This window comes from Embleya sp. NPDC050493, from assembly GCF_044458105.1.
Taxonomy (GTDB): domain Bacteria; phylum Actinomycetota; class Actinomycetes; order Streptomycetales; family Streptomycetaceae; genus Embleya.
In genome coordinates this window covers 1-14,147 of record NZ_JBITHP010000013.1, presented here as the reverse complement: position 1 = coordinate 14,147, position 14,147 = coordinate 1, and the positions used below count along the sequence as shown (strand labels likewise).

Here is a 14,147-nt window from a genome sequence, read left to right as displayed (position 1 = left end):
ACGAGGGGGTGTGGTGGTCGTGCCCGCCGCGCGTCGCGAGCAAGTACTTCGGGACGCCCGGACGAAGTCGGCTGAAGAGGTGGACGGATCGCTCGACGTGGGGGAGGAGGCGCATTGCGCGAAGGTTGACGCGATCCTGGCCGGGCACGGGTTCGAGGGCCGAGCGGCGGCCCTCGCGGTCAGGGCCGGATCGGGCGAGTCGGGGCCGGCCTGCCGGTCAGGGCCGGATCGGGCGGGCGCTTTCCCAGGACGGGTAGTGCCGCATGGTGTCGCGTCCGCAGGGGCAGTACACGGCGGCGCGCTGATCGAGCACGAAGACCACGCCGATCCAGTAGTTCCGGAGTGCGCGTACGCACCACTGGTAGGGCAGGAGTTCGCCGGTCGGGACGAGGGTGGTCAGGTAGGTGCCGAGGTTGGCGCCCATCGGCACGAGTGGCATGCGCTGCGGCAGGAGGGTGTGCCAGACGCCGCGATCGGTGACCTGGATGGAGCCGGCGTCGCCGCTGCCGCCGGTTTCGGCGATCACGGCGATGGTCATGGGTACGTCGTCGGCGACGCCCGAGTGCGGGAAGAGCGCGGAGGCGCCGTTCGGGTGCGATACGGCGAGGTCGCCGTCGCGGTGGGCGCCGACCGGCGATACGTGCATGATCGCGTCGATCCTGCCGAGGTATTCGGGGACTTCCTCCAACCACGCGACCCGATTGCGGGCGACTTCGAGCACGCGCGGTACGGGCTCGCCCGGCGCCTCCCAGGCCACGGTCGCGTGGCCGCCCGGGACGCCGGGGAGAAGTCGGATGTCCGCGAGGGAGAGGCAGGTCAGGAAGGCCCGCGCGGCGTCGAAGCTCTGGAGCAGACCTACCACCCGATCGGGTGACAACAGGTGGGTGCCGGAGGAGCAGGGTCGGTTTTCGGACATGGCGACTCCGAAGTCGATGAACGTGACGGATGGTCGGACACCCGACTCCTCAAAGCCGAGCAACAACAAACGGCGCCGCCAACGCGGCGCCCGGGCCGGGCGGTTCGGGCACGATCTCGGCCCGGACCCACTTCCCCCCACCACGCACGGGCCCGGACCCCAACCCGCACCCGAGCGCCCAGACCAGGAACAACCCCCGCCCGGAGCACTCGTCGTCGTCCTCGGGCGGATCGACGCTGAGCGCGAACGGCGCACCGTCGTCCACGACTTCGACGACAACGACCCCGTCGACCACCTCACACGAGATGGACCGCGCCCCACCGGCGTGCCGGATGGCATTGCCGACCAGTTCGGAGGCGGCGAGGCGCAATACGTCGACGGCTGCGGACGCGCCGCGCGCGGCGCCCGCTATCGCTACGAAATCCCTTGCCAGGGAGGCTGCTTCGGGACCGGGTGGCAGATTGATTCGGCTCGTCGCCGGCAACCGGGGCATGGCGCTGACTCCTCACTGCCATGTGGTGCGCAAGGCATCGCGATCCTGCTGCGCTTGGTGATTCGACGGGCGCAGAGGGTGACTGGAACGAGATTGCTCCTTTTTGTGTACGCGCGTCAAGCGACTCTCACGCAAAATGCAGGACTGCTGCGCGCAAGAAGCTGGATGGCTACGCTCGATCTGTCCGCAATGCTGTCCGGAAGTGCAAACACCCATCCGCACACCTGAGCGAGGGAGAGACATGGCGAGCACAGGCCCCGGAAACCTGAAGGCCCGACGAGACCTCGGTGATCAGCTCCGCAAGCTCAGAGGGAAGCGCACTGCCACGAGCATTGCCGAAGAACTCGGTGTGAGTCCGTCCACCGTGACGCGCACCGAGACCGGCGAACGTGTATGCACCGAGGAGTACTTCCATGCCTTGGTCGAGGTCTTCGGCCTGACGGGGAAGAAGCGTCAGACACTCGAAGAACTGGCTATCGCCGTTTGGGACGCGGATCCGCCCTGGTGGGCCAAGTTCGCCGACGTCCTGTCGGCGAACTACGCCGCGCTGCTTGAGTACGAGGAGACGGCACTTCGTCGTCGGGACTACCAAATCAACCTGATCCCGGCCCACCTACAGACGGAGCCGTACTCCGAGGCGGTGACGGCAGTCGATTTCGCTGGATTGAGCCGGGACACGATTGATGATCTCGTGGCCATTCGGCTGGAACGGCAGCGCCGAGTGTTCGAGGCGGACCCGCGACTTGAAGTCGAAGCCGTGGTGACTGAGGGGGTGTTGCGATGGGCCGTGGGCGGTCCTGAAGTGCATCGCAACCAGCTTGCTCGGCTCCTTGACGTGACGGAGCTTCCGAACGTTTCGTTGCGGGTGATCCCATTCACGGCCGGAGCCGGTGGGACTTACGCCAGTTCGTTTCAGATCCTGTCGTACGGTGGGGACGAACCCGAAGTCGTCTTCGGTCAGGGCGTCTCCGGGAGCACCTTCATGAACGACCCTCGCGAGGTACGGCGATTCGGCCGATTGTTCACCACCCTGTCCAAGCACGCATTGAGCTTGGAAGATAGCCGTGCACTGATCGCGACCATCAAGAAAGACACCACATGACCCTGGCTAAAGGTACCGACACCGTTCTGGCCTGGAGGAAGAGCACTTTCAGCGGTGCCAACGATGACTGCGTCGAGACCGCGCCCACCGCCACGGCCGTGGCCGTGCGGGACAGCAAGGACCTCGCCGTCGGCAACTTCGCTGTCCCCAACCACTCCTGGGCCCGGCTGACGGAAGCACTCAAGCGCTGATTCGGTCGACACGACGAGTGGGGGGAAACCCAGGCGGGCTTCCCCCCGACCATTCCCGCAGGGTTACCAGGGCACTTCCCCGTTTTCGTCCTGGAAGGTTCCCGTCGGGCCGTCCGCGTCGAGGGTTGCGAGCCGTACGACGACCCTGGCGCTCTCCTCCGGCGCCCTTCCGATTCCGAATGCCGCGGTCAGGTCGGTTGCGGTGGTGCCGGGCTCGACCGCGTTGAACTTGATGCCCGGCTGGGACTTGGCGTACTGGACCGTGAGCATGGTGGCCGCGGCCTTGGACGCGGAGTAGAGCGCCAACGGCAAGTGGAACTCGGGCCGGTCCGGGTTGGTCACCGCCCAGAAGGACCCGGCACTGCTCGAAACGGTGACCACAGTCGGGTTCGGGGATTTGCGCAGCAGAGGAAGTGCCGCCTCCGTGACGCGCACGATTCCCACCGCGTTGGTGTCGAAGGCCCGGAGAGCGGTGGGACCGTCGGTTGCTCCGTGCCCGAGGATGCCCGCGTTGTTCACCAGGACGTCGAGTCGGCCCTCGGCCGAGTCGATCGTCGCCATCGCGCCGCGCACCGATGCGTCGTCGGTCACGTCGAGTTGCACGAATCGTGCGCCGAGTGCCGCCGCGGCCTTCTCGCCTCGCTCGACGTCACGGGCGCCTATGTAGACAACGTGGCCCAACGCCAGAAGCTGCCTGGCTGTCTCGAAGCCGATGCCCTTATTGGCCCCGGTGATCAAGGTGGTGGTCATACATATCCTCACGAGTTTGTGGCCCGAGCCGGCCATGAGTGGCGTTCGGACTGTTCTTCGAGTCGCAGGCGCCGATCCGGAGGTCAGCCGGTCGGCTGCCGGAGAGGTTCGCCGGCGTCGTGCAGGGCGGTCATGTGCACGAACCGTCCGTTGCGGATGCGGAGATGAGCCGCGCCCTCGACTTCCGCATCGATCGATGCGGAAGTCGAACGTAGCACTTCTGTAGCGATCGATGCGGAAAAGGTAGGCTGCCGGGGTGGAGACGAAACAGAACGGCCCGATCGGCCGACCGCGAGGATTCGACGTCGACGAAGCACTCGAGCGCGCCATGCTGGTCTTCTGGGAACACGGCTACGAGGGGGCCAGCCTGGCCACCCTGACCGACGCGATGGGTATCTCCACCACCAGCATGTACGCGGCCTTCGGCAACAAGGAGAAGCTGTTCCGCAAGGCTCTGGAGCGCTACACCGAGGGCCCGAGCGCCTACCTGGCCCGGGCCCTGGAGGAGCCGACCGCCCTCGACGTCGCCACCGCGATCCTGGCCGGCACCGTGCGCACCACCACCCGCCCGGCTCATCCTCGCGGGTGTCTGGGCGTCCAGGGCGCACTGGCCGCCGGTGATTCGGGACGGGAAGTCCGCGACCTGCTCGTCGCGTGGCGCAACCACGGCTGCTCCTGCATCCGGGAGCGATTCCGGCGAGCCGTCGATGACGGCGACCTGCCCCCGGGAACCGATCCGGGACTCCTGGCCCGCTACGTCACCACCCTGGCATTCGGCATCGCCGTACAAGCCGCGAGCGGTATCGGCCGCGACGAACTCCAGGAGATGGCCGACGCCGCCCTGCGCAACTGGCCGCTCTCCTGAGCGGGCATTCGACGGCCGTTACCGCTTCATCGTCCATGCCGGCTGCATCAGGTGGCTCGATCATCCGGCACGAGGAGCGTGCCATCGCCGATGCCTGGTTCGGTTCGGTCCGGTTCGGTTCCGGCTTCCACGCCGGCTCGTTCGCGCCGGGTGGCGGTCGGACATCAGAGCTGAGTGCCTTCGGCGAAGTCGGTCGTACACGGCTGCGTCGCCCCGCCCCATGGTGGCCTGCCCCGATCGAGAGCGGAGGCCGCTTCATGCGTGAGCGATGAGTTTGGGCGGCGGATCGGGTCTGCCTTGGTATGACTCGAATCATCGCCGACATCTCGGTTTCCCTCGACGGTTTCGTCACCGGGCCCGACCCCGGCCCGGACAACGGTCTGGGTACCGGCGGCGAGGCCCTGCACACGTGGGCGTTCTCCGACGACCCCGACGACCGCCGGGTCCTGCGCGAGGGGACCGTCCGCTCGGGCGCCGTCATCCTCGGGCGCCGGCTCTTCGACCTGGTCGACGGGCCGAACGGCTGGGACGACACGTGCGGTTACGGCGCCGGCGAGGTCGGCAGGCCCGCGTTCGTCGTGGTGACGAGCTCGGCGCCGGAGTCGGTGCGGACATCCGACCTCGACTGGACGTTCGTCACCACCGGTCTGCCCGACGCCGTCACCGCCGCGCGCGAGCGGGCCGAGGCGGCGTCGTCGGACAGCGGCAAGGACCTCGACGTCGTCCTCATGGGCGGCGGCGCCACGATCGGCTCGGCGTTGGACGCCGGGCTGGTCGACGCGCTGACGCTGCACCTGGCGCCGGTGGTGCTGGGCGCCGGGACACCACTGTTCACCGGCGGAATGCCGCGCACGCTGGTGCAGCGGAGCGTGCTCTCGACATCGACCGCGACCCACCTGACCTACGACGTCTCCCGGTGATCCGATGACCACTGTCACTACTGTCAACGCCAATGACATCGCCTTGGGCATCGAGTCGTTCGGTGACGAAGACGCACCACTCGTCCTACTCGCGGGCGGGACGACGATGCTCTCCTGGCCCGACGCGCTGTGCGAGCGCCTCGCCGCCGGCGGGCGCCGTGTGGTGCGCTACGACCTGCGCGACAGCGGGGAGTCGACCACGACGGACCCCCAGGCGCCCGCATACACCCTGCGCGACCTCGCCGCCGACGCGGCGGCCCTGGTCGGCGCGCTCGGCGGGGGACCTGCGCACCTCGCGGGAATCGGCGTCGGCGGGATGGTCGCCCAGGTGGCCGTGCTCGATCATCCGGGCGCGTTCTCGGCGCTGACCCTGGTCGGCACCCGCGCGGTTGTCCCCGGCCCGCCCGACGACGACCTTCCCGACCACGACCGGGCGACGATGAGCCGGTTGTTCGGGCGTGCGATGCCCGATTGGAGCGACCGCGAGGCGGTTGCGGAATTCGCCGCCGCCGGCGCGGAGATCCTCGGCAACGACCCGGTCGCCGCGCACGCAATCGCCGCGCGCATCTGGGACCGCACGCCCGGCACCGCACCACCGGTCCAGATGGCCAACCAGATGGGCATGGTGTTCTCCCGGCTCGACTGCGAACCCCGCTGGCGCGAGCGCCTGCCCGAGATCGCGGTCCCCACCCTCGTCGTCCACGGCCGCCGCGACCCGTTCTTCCCCGTCGGCAATGGCGAGGCGATCGCGCGCGAAATCCCCGGCGCACGACTGCTCGTCCTCGACAAGGCCGCCACCACGATCCCCGAAGCCGCGATCGACGAGGTCACCGAGGCGATGCTCGCACTCGGATAGGGGACGGCCGACCCCGCGTGGGTGCGTCCTGCACGCGGTAGCGGAGGCGCGCCCGCGATCTGCACGATTCCAACCCGGCGAAAGCTTGGCGCCGAGGCTTCGCCTGCCACTGGGCGCTTGTTAAAGTCGCGAGCGGTCCGAGGGTCGTAGCGGGCGAAGGCGGGGGATCGAATGAGCGATCAAGGCCAGCCCAAATGGGCTTGGTGGGTCGTCGGGATCATCATCCCGATCGTCGGCATCGTGGTGACGGTCTGGGCAGCCGGCGGCCTGTCGTTCGGTGGAGGCGACGGCCTGGACGAAGTCGCGCCAGGCGCTTCGAGCTCGTCCCCCCGGACGCTGCCGGCGGTGCCTGGCGGTTCGGTTCCCGATGTTCCACCGCGGGCCGTTTCACCCACCGACGCACCACCGCCGAAGGTGTCGACCGGTGTCGTCGACCTCTTGCTCGAACCCGGGCTGCGGTACCTGGACTTGGATGGCGACCCTCCCACGGCGACGCCGTCCGCCGCGGGCGCAGATCTCGTGGCGCTGTTCGATGGCCGTCCACCGTCACTTGCCCCGGAAGGCTCGACCGCGACGGTCGCTCGCCTGTCCCAAAGTGCCCGCGCCGCGACGCCCGCGGAATGCGCGGCCGCGTTGGCGAGCCATGGCACCCACCAAGCCGCTGTCGCCGCAGTGGGCACGCGCTACTGCGTGCGGACGGACGAAGGCCGCACGGCGTACGTGGAGATCGTCCTTGGTGTGCCCGTGGAACCGCATGTGCGTGTGAAGGCGACGGTCTGGAAGTAGCGGGCTCTGCGGAGCCGGGACTGTTCGTCGTCGCCCTCGATCACATACCGGAATCCCGCCTTCCGTGGGAACCGGTCACCAATCGGTGGCTGCGTCGACGCGGTCGGCGCGGATCGCACCGATACCGCTGTCTCACCCCGCACGTGACGCCGCACGATCCCTTGCCGTCGTCCGCGTGCCCCCGCCGGCCGTAGACGGAAAGGTCGCCTGGTCTGCCGGAGGGACGTAGCGTTGGGGGTGCGGGGGAGATTTCACATATCTGCGAGGCGTCGGCGGTTGGTCGTTTGACGCTCGGCCGCGATCGATGCCTCCCGAGTGGAGGAGGAGACCATGACCGGTCTCGTCCGTAAGAATTTCGCATCGCCCGAGGAAACACGTCCGTTCGAAGCGGACAAGGGCAAGGTCGATTTGGTTTCCCTGAATGCCATTCCGGTGGGTCGGGGCACGTTCGAACCGGGCTGGCGCTGGTCGGAGCACGTGAAGCCGATCGCCGGGACCGACAGTTGCCAGGCGTCGCACGTCGGCTTGACGCTCTCGGGACGAATGCACATCGTCATGGACGACGGTGAGGAGATGGAGTTCGGAGCCGGAGACCTGATGGTCTGCCCGCCCGGACACGACGCGTGGGTCGTCGGTGACGAACCGTGCGTGGTGCTCGACTGGGCCGGCTTCGGCGACTACGCCAAGCGATAGCGCATATCGAACGCCAGGGCCGGGTGGCTTGGGCGGAAGGTTACGTCACGCCTCGGCGTGGAGTTCCGTGAAGTACTGGGCCACCGCTTGGCCGGCCGCGGTGACGAGGTCGGTTTCGACTTGGCCTTCGGCGAGGCCGTCGGGGTCCGGCTTGAGAATGTACGCGGTGAGCCCGTCCGTGCCGACCTGGTCCATCTCGGTACGGACGGCCCCGACCAAGGCGTGGTCGACGTGGGCCTGTTCCAGGGCGGTCATCGCCGCCCCGCCGACGTCGACGCGGCCGTCGACGATGTGGGTCACCGTGGTCTGGAAGTCGGTGATGGCACCGATCGTCTCGTTGCCGACCAGGCCGTCGAGACCGATCAGGCCCCGGCCGTTGTTGCCACGCCAGTCGTTGAGCAGCGCCTGGACGTAGCGTGTGTCCTGTGTGCCGTTGCCGCCTCCGTTGCCGACGCTGTCTTCCAGCGGCGAGTTCTCGGCCAGCACGACGACGCCGCCCGCGACCGGGACGAACAGGCTCAGTACCGCGAGCACGGCCAACTTGATGAGTGCTTTGACGAAGACCTCGGCCAGGAGTTGCCCGGTGACCTTCACGCAGACCTCGTAGACGAGAAGCCCCTCCTCCTCGCGGAAGAAGTGGAAGAAGACCTGCACCGGCGACCCGAACCAGGTGCCGTCCCACAGGAGGATGCTCCGGTCCGGGTCGAAGAGTGTGCCGCGGTCGTATTTCATCGTCGGCACCGAGGTGGTGCGCAGGAAGTCCACCATGGCCTGGAAGGCATTCAGTTTGACCCGGCCCTTGCTCTTGCTCGACTGGGAGTTCGGCTTCACCTCGTAGAATTCCCGCCGTCCGGCGGCCGGATCGTGGGTGATGATGTCCGGTACCGGGAACTTCTCCCCTTCGTCGTCGTCATCACGCTTGCGGATCTCGCACGTCTGCGCCACGAAGATCTCGTCCAGCGCAGGGTGGTGGAACTTCAGGAAGGCGGCGAGGTAGCGGCAGCGGGTGGTGCCGGCGTTCTCGTCGAAGAAGTCCGTCTGCGGCCCACCGGGCAGCGTGAGGAATTCGCTGCATCCGCCTTTGGCCAGGCAGTACTCCTGCCTGATGAACCACTCGGCGATTCGCCCGAACACCTGCGTGAGGCGGATGTGGACGCCTGCCTGCGAAGGCGTGAAGCACTGCTGGACCATGGCCGGGCTACCTTTCGCGCGAGCGCCCCGCAGCCGAGGAGCCGGCCGTCGAAGGGCACGGGTGACCGCTCTTCCAGCACACGCCCGTCATGCCTCGGTCGCAACCCGACGTGCGGCGTGCGTCGCCTCGCTCGGGTTCGCGTCGCAGTGGGCCGGGTGCATCGCCGCGCGCAGCCGTGACGGGCCCCGGCCGGCCCGTCCACGACGAGGTCGGGCCGGCCGGGGGGTGGTCACGCGTCGTGGTCGCTTCGCGGTGCGTGGCTGCTGTGCAGGGCTTCGATGAGCCATGGATGGATCGGGAGCAGGCCCGGGATCAGCTGCCAGCCCCGCACGATCCATACGAGCCGCCAGTAGCGGTCCACCCGGGGGTCGTGGGCGGGCTCGAACTGCCGGGCCAGCCAGGTGCGGAAGGCCGGGTCGGGGGTTCGGCCGAGGGCCTCGGCGAATCGGCGGACCAGGTCGTCGACCACGGGTGCGGCCTGTTCGTCGGCCGGGTCGATGCCCGCCTCCCTGGCCGCGGCGACCCTCCGGCGGGTGAACTCCATCAGTTCGCCGCCGGCCTCGGTCTCGATGTCGAGCGTGCGTCGGCCGGCCTGGTAGGGGGCCACCTGCCGCATTCGGGCGCGGAAGTCCGCGTCGCCGACCAGTTCGGCGATCTCCACCCATGCGGCGACCTGTTCGGGGGACGGGTCGTCGGGGAGATCGGGTGTGGCGGAGCGGACCATCGCCGCGACCACGGGGTCGGCGCCCACCGCCTTCGGGCCGAAGGTGTCGTCCAGGAAATCGTCGATCAGGCGGCGGCGTTCGTCACCCGACAGCTGCGTGAGTCGGTGCATGAGCTTGGTCTCCTCGGGACTGGACCCGCGCGTGGCCACGACTCGCAGGACACTCCGACGCAGTTGCAGGATTCGAATCTGCACGTCCACCGCGTCGGCATGCGCCGCGGCGACGTCCGCCACCGTGCGTTCGCGGTTCAGCACCTGCCGTACCGTGGCGAGGTCCATGCCCAACTCGCGCAAGGTGCGGACGAGTTCCAGTCGCAGCAGGGCGTCGAGGTCGTAGAGCCGATATCCGGCGGGAGTTCGGTCGGTCGGTACCACCACGCCCGAATCGGAGTAGAACCGGATCGTCGTGACCGACAAGCCGGTCCGCCGGGAAAGCTCCCCGATCGAGTAGAGAGTCGCACCGTCCATGCCCCCACCCTCCTGTCTCGAGCCACTGGAGACTCAAGTGGCGCAACCCGCCTCGGGACCCATTCTCGGCAGTCGTAGAGCAGTATCGGGTTGTCGACGGCGAGCAACGAGACGTGCCACTCCATCGAGCAGCCGCGTGAGGTCGGGTATGGCCACGCCACCGGCATTCCTTCGTGCACGGAGGCGACGGGCATGGGGAGTTCAGCGCAGGATCTCGGCGATCGCCTTGGCCACGGCGATGACGACGGGGAGGGCGAGCAGGACGCCGAAGATGAGCGCGACGGGCAATGTGCCGTACAACTGGCCGCGTTCGTCACCGATCCGCACCCGTGTCTCCGGCGCCTGCGGGTCGTAGCGGACGTCCACAAGGTCCCCGACCGTGGTCGTTTGCGGCGCGTGGAGCGGCACGCCGGCGGTTACCGTACGGCCGTCGACCGTGGTGAACCGCTGGCTCCACACGCGGTAACGACGGTTGGACACCCTGCCGCTTCTGATCGGGACCCGCACGGTGACTCCGCGTTTACGCAGGTGGTAGCGGTCACGCGTGGTGTCCGCAAAGAACGACAGGGAGAGGAAGGACAGGAGGCTGAGGCACCCTGCGAGGGTCAACTCGACGGTGTGTCCTCCGCCGGCCGTGACCCCGAGTGTGATCAGGATCGCGAAGTACGGCACCAGGCAGAGGATGATGCGCACTCGGCGCCCGGAGACGTCCGGCCTCCACGCGGGCACTGTCTCGACGGAGACCGCGGGGGTGGCCGGCCCGGGCGTGCCCGCGGCCGCGACGCGCCGGCGCAGTCCGTCGGCGAACGCTGTCAACGCGGCCGCGTTGTCCTCGGGGGTGCGGTACTGCGTTCCGTCGTGAAGAGTGATGCACACGTCTCGTGAGGGTTCCACCAAGGCTGCACGAACATGTGCGTACGGAACGCGAGTTCGCGTTCGCCGGCTGACGAGAACGAGTCCTGCGGGTTCCAACCGCGCGGCAGATCCGCCCGATCCGAGCACCACGTCCACGTCCTGAATACCTGGCATCACATCTCCCCCTCGGGCGCCGACGGTATCGCGGTCCCCACCGGTTCGTCGGTGCTCCTCGGAAGAAGGTACTCGGTGGCCACCGACTACCGGGCCGCATGTCGATGCCTGTCGGGGCCCGCCGCGCGCGAGGCGCCGTCGAGGACGATGTCCACCGTGCGGGACGCGAAGTCCGGGTCGGCCGGGAGGCGGCGGAAGACCAGGTGCAGCCAGGCGGCGCCGGCCAGGAGGTCCATCAGGAGCATCGGGTCGGTGTCGGGGGCGAGTTCGCCTCGGGCGACGGCGCGTTCGAAGAGGGGCCGTTCGCGGGCCATGCGGTCGGCGAAGAACGCCCGTGTGTGTTCGGCGAGTTCGGGGCTGTGGGTGACCGCGCCGAGGGCGGCGACGGCGATGTCGGCGGTGGGTGGGGCGGTCAGCAGCCCGACGATCCCGTCGGTGAGGGCGATCAGGTCGCCGCGGAGGCTGCCGGTGTCGGGCAGCGGGAAGTCGAGCCGACCGGCGCCGGTGAGGGCGGCGCCGAGCAGGGCGCCCTTGGACGGCCACCAGCGGTAGATCGTGGTCTTGTTGACGCCGGATCGTTCGGCGACGCCCTCGATGGTCAGACCCTCGTACCCCTTGTCCGCGAGCAGGTCGAGGGTGGCGTCGAAGATCTCCCGGGACTTGCGTGGCCCGCTCCCGGTGCGCACGCCGCTCCCGCGGTAGGCGTCGCCGGTGTCGCGGCCGGCCGAACCGTCGCCGCCCGTGACGGCGGGACTCGTGCCGGCGGGGTCCGCCGTGTGCTGCTCGTTCTTCATGCCGGGAGATTACCTCGAAATACAACGCGACGTTGCGTTGCGTTCGGTGTTAGCGTGGCGGACATGGAGCCTCAGGAGCACGAATCCGGCCCGCCGGCGACGAGTGGGCGCGTCTGGGAGATCGAGGAGTCGTTGACCGTGCCGCTTCCGCCGGAGGCGGTCTATGCGGTGGTCGCCGACGTGCGGCGGATGAAGGAATGGAGCCCGGAAGTCTTTGCGATCTGGCCCCGCGGCCGAAGCTTCGTCGGCTTCAACCGCCGGGGCCCGTGGGTCTGGTTCACCACGTGCCGGATCGTGACGGCCGACCCGGGCCGGGAGTTCGCCTTCGACGTCACCTCGTTCGGCCTGCCGATCGCCCGCTGGGGCTACCGCCTGACGCCGGCGGAGGAGGGGACGGTGGTCACCGAGTACTGGAACGATCGTCGCCGCGACGGGTGGCGTCGTCGGGTCGCCGAAGTCCTCGGCCTGGTCTTCACCGGCACCCCGCCCGCGCAGCGTGCCGCGCGCAATCGCCACGGCATGCGCACGACGCTGGTTCGGCTCAGGGCCGCGTGCGGAGGAGCCCCCTGACCCGCCGGGGGCCGGGACGGCTACCGCGCCGCGTACGGGTGGTACAGGGCCCGGCAGCGGGCCGGATCCGGCGACGCCTCGGCCGTGACGGTGAGGAAGTGGTCGAGCTGCCAGGCCCGGGTCCGGTCGGCCTGCCGGTTGGTGGTGCTCACCCACGGCGGGTAGACGCGGAAACCGCGCTTGCCGCCATCGCCCCGCACCGAGAGGATGCCGCGCTCGCGCAGGACCGCCTTCGGGAAGACGAACTGCCCGAAGTGATCGCCCTGCCGGGAGCTGATCACCACCAGGTCGAACCGATCCTCGGCGGCGAGCGGCTCGATCGGGCCGGCCGCCGAGCGCTGCCACAGGGTGACGAACTGGCCGACCTTGGTCGGTGTGGTCCCGGCGATCCGGAAACGCACCTCGGCTCCGTCGACGGTGAACACGTGGGCCCCGTACTCCGCGCTCTCCGGCTCGGCCACCGGCGTCGAGCACACGAACCCGTTCGGGTCGTAGACCAGGGCCTTCGCCGCGAGCAGGTCGGCGGGCAGCGACACCGGCCAGGGGACGCATGCGGACTCGGGTCGGGACCCGGACCCGGACCCGGACCGGCACCCGCAACCGGAGTCGGACCCACTCCCGGACCCGGCGACGTCGCAATGGTCGGGGTTCGTGGTCATTCCGGCATCCTGCCGGCACCGGCCCGCGAAGCCGGCGGCGGCACCCCGCGCGATCGGCCGCGGCCGCCCGGCCGGCCCCGCACGGTGTGATGCCCGGCAGGCCATGTTGCGGCCTACCGGGCATCACAATCGGGGAAGTCGGGACCAACTTACGTGCGGATCGACTCAGCAGGCGCCGAGGTCGACCCACACTCCCCACTGACCGGTGGTCCCGGGTTCCTCGCCCTGGGTCCACCACTTGGCGCGGTAGGTGTGGCCGTTGTGCGAGACCACACTGCCGTTGGTGTAGATCGAGTTCGCGTCCCACGCGGGCGCGGTGCAACTGCCCGGACCACTGCCGACGGTCAGCGTGTACGTCGTCGAGTGCACGACGGAGCCGGTGCCGGTGATGGTGATCGGGTAGGTGCCCGGAGTGGTGTTCGCGGCGACCGTGATGGTCGCGGTGGCCGACGAGCCGGACTGCACGGACGTCGGGTTGATACTCACGCCGACGCCGTTCGGGGCGCCGCTGGAGGTGAGCGTCACGGTCTGCGCCGTGCCGCTCACGGTGGTGGTGTTCACCGTCGCGGTGCCCTGGCCGCCGAGTTGGATGGTGCCGGCCGCCGGGACGGTCGTGATGGAGAAGTCGGGGCCGGGCGTGGTGCCGCCGACCGCGGTCTTCCAGATCGCGTAGGCGATACCGTCGGCGCTGCGGTTGAGGACCGTGGCGTCGACGTTGGACGTGGTGTCACACGCGGAGTGGTAGCAGGAGTCGTACGAGGCGCCCGCCGTGCCGCCCCACTTCGTGGCCTGTGCCTGCGTCTTGGTGGCGCTGGCACCGGCCGCGTAGCCGGAGGTGGGGATGCCGGCCTGCTGGAAGGAGTAGTCGTCGGAACGGCCCTGGCCCTCGACGTTCTCCTCGGGACGCAGGTTCAACGTGTCCCAGTACGCCTTCAGCGGTCCGGCGGTGGTGGAGGTGATGTTGTTGATGAAGTAGCCCGCGTTGCGCGAGCCGACCATGTCGAAGTTGTAGTAGCCCTTGATCGCGGCACGCTGCGTGGAGCCGAGCTGGCCCACGTAGAACTGGGAGCCCTGGAGGCCCTGTTCCTCGCCGGCCCACCAGCCGAAGCGGACGTGCTTGGTGAGGGTGGGGTTGGCCT

At 69.1% G+C, this 14,147-nt stretch carries 17 protein-coding genes; 8 read left to right on the top strand and 9 right to left on the bottom strand.

Annotated features, from left to right (window positions below; translation table 11 throughout):
• Window positions 1–217: 217 nt before the first annotated feature.
• A complete protein-coding gene (locus tag ACIBM5_RS24235) occupies window positions 218–916 on the bottom strand; it encodes a hypothetical protein (RefSeq protein WP_396008726.1) in 699 nt (232 codons plus the stop codon).
• A gap of 49 nt (window positions 917–965) precedes the next feature.
• Complete coding sequence (locus tag ACIBM5_RS24230; protein WP_396008725.1) at window positions 966–1,409, bottom strand: ATP-binding protein; 444 nt, start codon at window positions 1,407–1,409, stop codon at window positions 966–968.
• A gap of 241 nt (window positions 1,410–1,650) precedes the next feature.
• On the opposite strand from ACIBM5_RS24230, the gene ACIBM5_RS24225 reads away from it, so the two are divergent.
• Together ACIBM5_RS24225 and ACIBM5_RS24220 are read left to right on the top strand one after the other, a co-directional pair.
• Window positions 1,651–2,511 (top strand): helix-turn-helix domain-containing protein, encoded by an 861-nt coding sequence (locus ACIBM5_RS24225; RefSeq protein WP_396008724.1) that lies wholly within the window; start codon window positions 1,651–1,653, stop codon window positions 2,509–2,511.
• Window positions 2,508–2,702 (top strand): DUF397 domain-containing protein, encoded by a 195-nt coding sequence (locus ACIBM5_RS24220; protein ID WP_396008723.1) that lies wholly within the window; start codon window positions 2,508–2,510, stop codon window positions 2,700–2,702. Before ACIBM5_RS24225 ends, ACIBM5_RS24220 begins: the two co-directional genes overlap by 4 nt.
• A 63-nt stretch (window positions 2,703–2,765) precedes the next feature.
• Here ACIBM5_RS24220 and ACIBM5_RS24215 read toward each other — a convergent pair whose 3' ends face one another.
• Window positions 2,766–3,452 (bottom strand): SDR family NAD(P)-dependent oxidoreductase, encoded by a 687-nt coding sequence (locus ACIBM5_RS24215; protein ID WP_396008722.1) that lies wholly within the window; start codon window positions 3,450–3,452, stop codon window positions 2,766–2,768.
• A 256-nt stretch (window positions 3,453–3,708) separates the two neighbouring features.
• Between ACIBM5_RS24215 and ACIBM5_RS24210 the strand changes: the two genes are divergently transcribed.
• The 5 genes from ACIBM5_RS24210 (at window position 3,709) to ACIBM5_RS24190 (ending at window position 7,572) form a co-directional block, all read left to right on the top strand.
• Window positions 3,709–4,317, top strand: a complete 609-nt coding sequence (locus ACIBM5_RS24210) for a TetR/AcrR family transcriptional regulator (protein ID WP_396008721.1) — start codon at window positions 3,709–3,711, stop codon at window positions 4,315–4,317.
• A 302-nt stretch (window positions 4,318–4,619) separates the two neighbouring features.
• Complete coding sequence (locus tag ACIBM5_RS24205) at window positions 4,620–5,237, top strand: dihydrofolate reductase family protein (RefSeq protein WP_396008720.1); 618 nt, start codon at window positions 4,620–4,622, stop codon at window positions 5,235–5,237.
• Window positions 5,238–5,241: 4 nt separating this feature from the next.
• Complete coding sequence (locus tag ACIBM5_RS24200) at window positions 5,242–6,093, top strand: alpha/beta fold hydrolase (protein WP_396008719.1); 852 nt, start codon at window positions 5,242–5,244, stop codon at window positions 6,091–6,093.
• 171 nt (window positions 6,094–6,264) lie between these two features.
• Window positions 6,265–6,879: a hypothetical protein gene (locus ACIBM5_RS24195; protein ID WP_396008718.1), complete on the top strand. Its 615-nt coding sequence runs from the start codon at window positions 6,265–6,267 to the stop codon at window positions 6,877–6,879.
• Window positions 6,880–7,209: 330 nt separating this feature from the next.
• Window positions 7,210–7,572, top strand: a complete 363-nt coding sequence (locus ACIBM5_RS24190) for a cupin domain-containing protein (RefSeq protein ID WP_391587849.1) — start codon at window positions 7,210–7,212, stop codon at window positions 7,570–7,572.
• A gap of 45 nt (window positions 7,573–7,617) precedes the next feature.
• Here the strand turns inward: ACIBM5_RS24190 and ACIBM5_RS24185 are convergent, their stop codons facing one another.
• From ACIBM5_RS24185 to ACIBM5_RS24170, 4 genes are all read right to left on the bottom strand, one after another.
• Window positions 7,618–8,763, bottom strand: a complete 1,146-nt coding sequence (locus tag ACIBM5_RS24185) for a hypothetical protein (RefSeq protein ID WP_391587850.1) — start codon at window positions 8,761–8,763, stop codon at window positions 7,618–7,620.
• A 230-nt stretch (window positions 8,764–8,993) separates the two neighbouring features.
• Entirely contained in the window at window positions 8,994–9,956 is a 963-nt protein-coding gene (locus tag ACIBM5_RS24180; protein ID WP_396008717.1) for a MerR family transcriptional regulator, read from the bottom strand.
• Between the two features lie 201 nt (window positions 9,957–10,157).
• Window positions 10,158–10,832, bottom strand: a complete 675-nt coding sequence (locus ACIBM5_RS24175) for a DUF3592 domain-containing protein (RefSeq protein WP_396008716.1) — start codon at window positions 10,830–10,832, stop codon at window positions 10,158–10,160.
• A 239-nt stretch (window positions 10,833–11,071) separates the two neighbouring features.
• Window positions 11,072–11,779 carry a TetR/AcrR family transcriptional regulator gene (locus ACIBM5_RS24170; RefSeq protein WP_396008715.1) on the bottom strand — a complete coding sequence of 236 codons (708 nt, stop codon included), beginning with the start codon at window positions 11,777–11,779 and terminating at the stop codon, window positions 11,072–11,074.
• A 63-nt stretch (window positions 11,780–11,842) separates the two neighbouring features.
• On the opposite strand from ACIBM5_RS24170, the gene ACIBM5_RS24165 reads away from it, so the two are divergent.
• Window positions 11,843–12,349 (top strand): SRPBCC family protein, encoded by a 507-nt coding sequence (locus ACIBM5_RS24165; RefSeq protein ID WP_396008714.1) that lies wholly within the window; start codon window positions 11,843–11,845, stop codon window positions 12,347–12,349.
• A 20-nt stretch (window positions 12,350–12,369) separates the two neighbouring features.
• On the opposite strand, the gene ACIBM5_RS24160 is transcribed toward ACIBM5_RS24165, so the two are convergent.
• The gene (locus ACIBM5_RS24160) at window positions 12,370–13,008 is read right to left on the bottom strand and encodes a MepB family protein (protein ID WP_396008713.1); all 639 of its coding nucleotides are present in this window, start codon (window positions 13,006–13,008) and stop codon (window positions 12,370–12,372) included.
• A gap of 165 nt (window positions 13,009–13,173) precedes the next feature.
• Window positions 13,174–14,147: M28 family peptidase (locus ACIBM5_RS24155; protein WP_396008712.1), on the bottom strand; the 974-nt coding region annotated here is incomplete at its 5' end.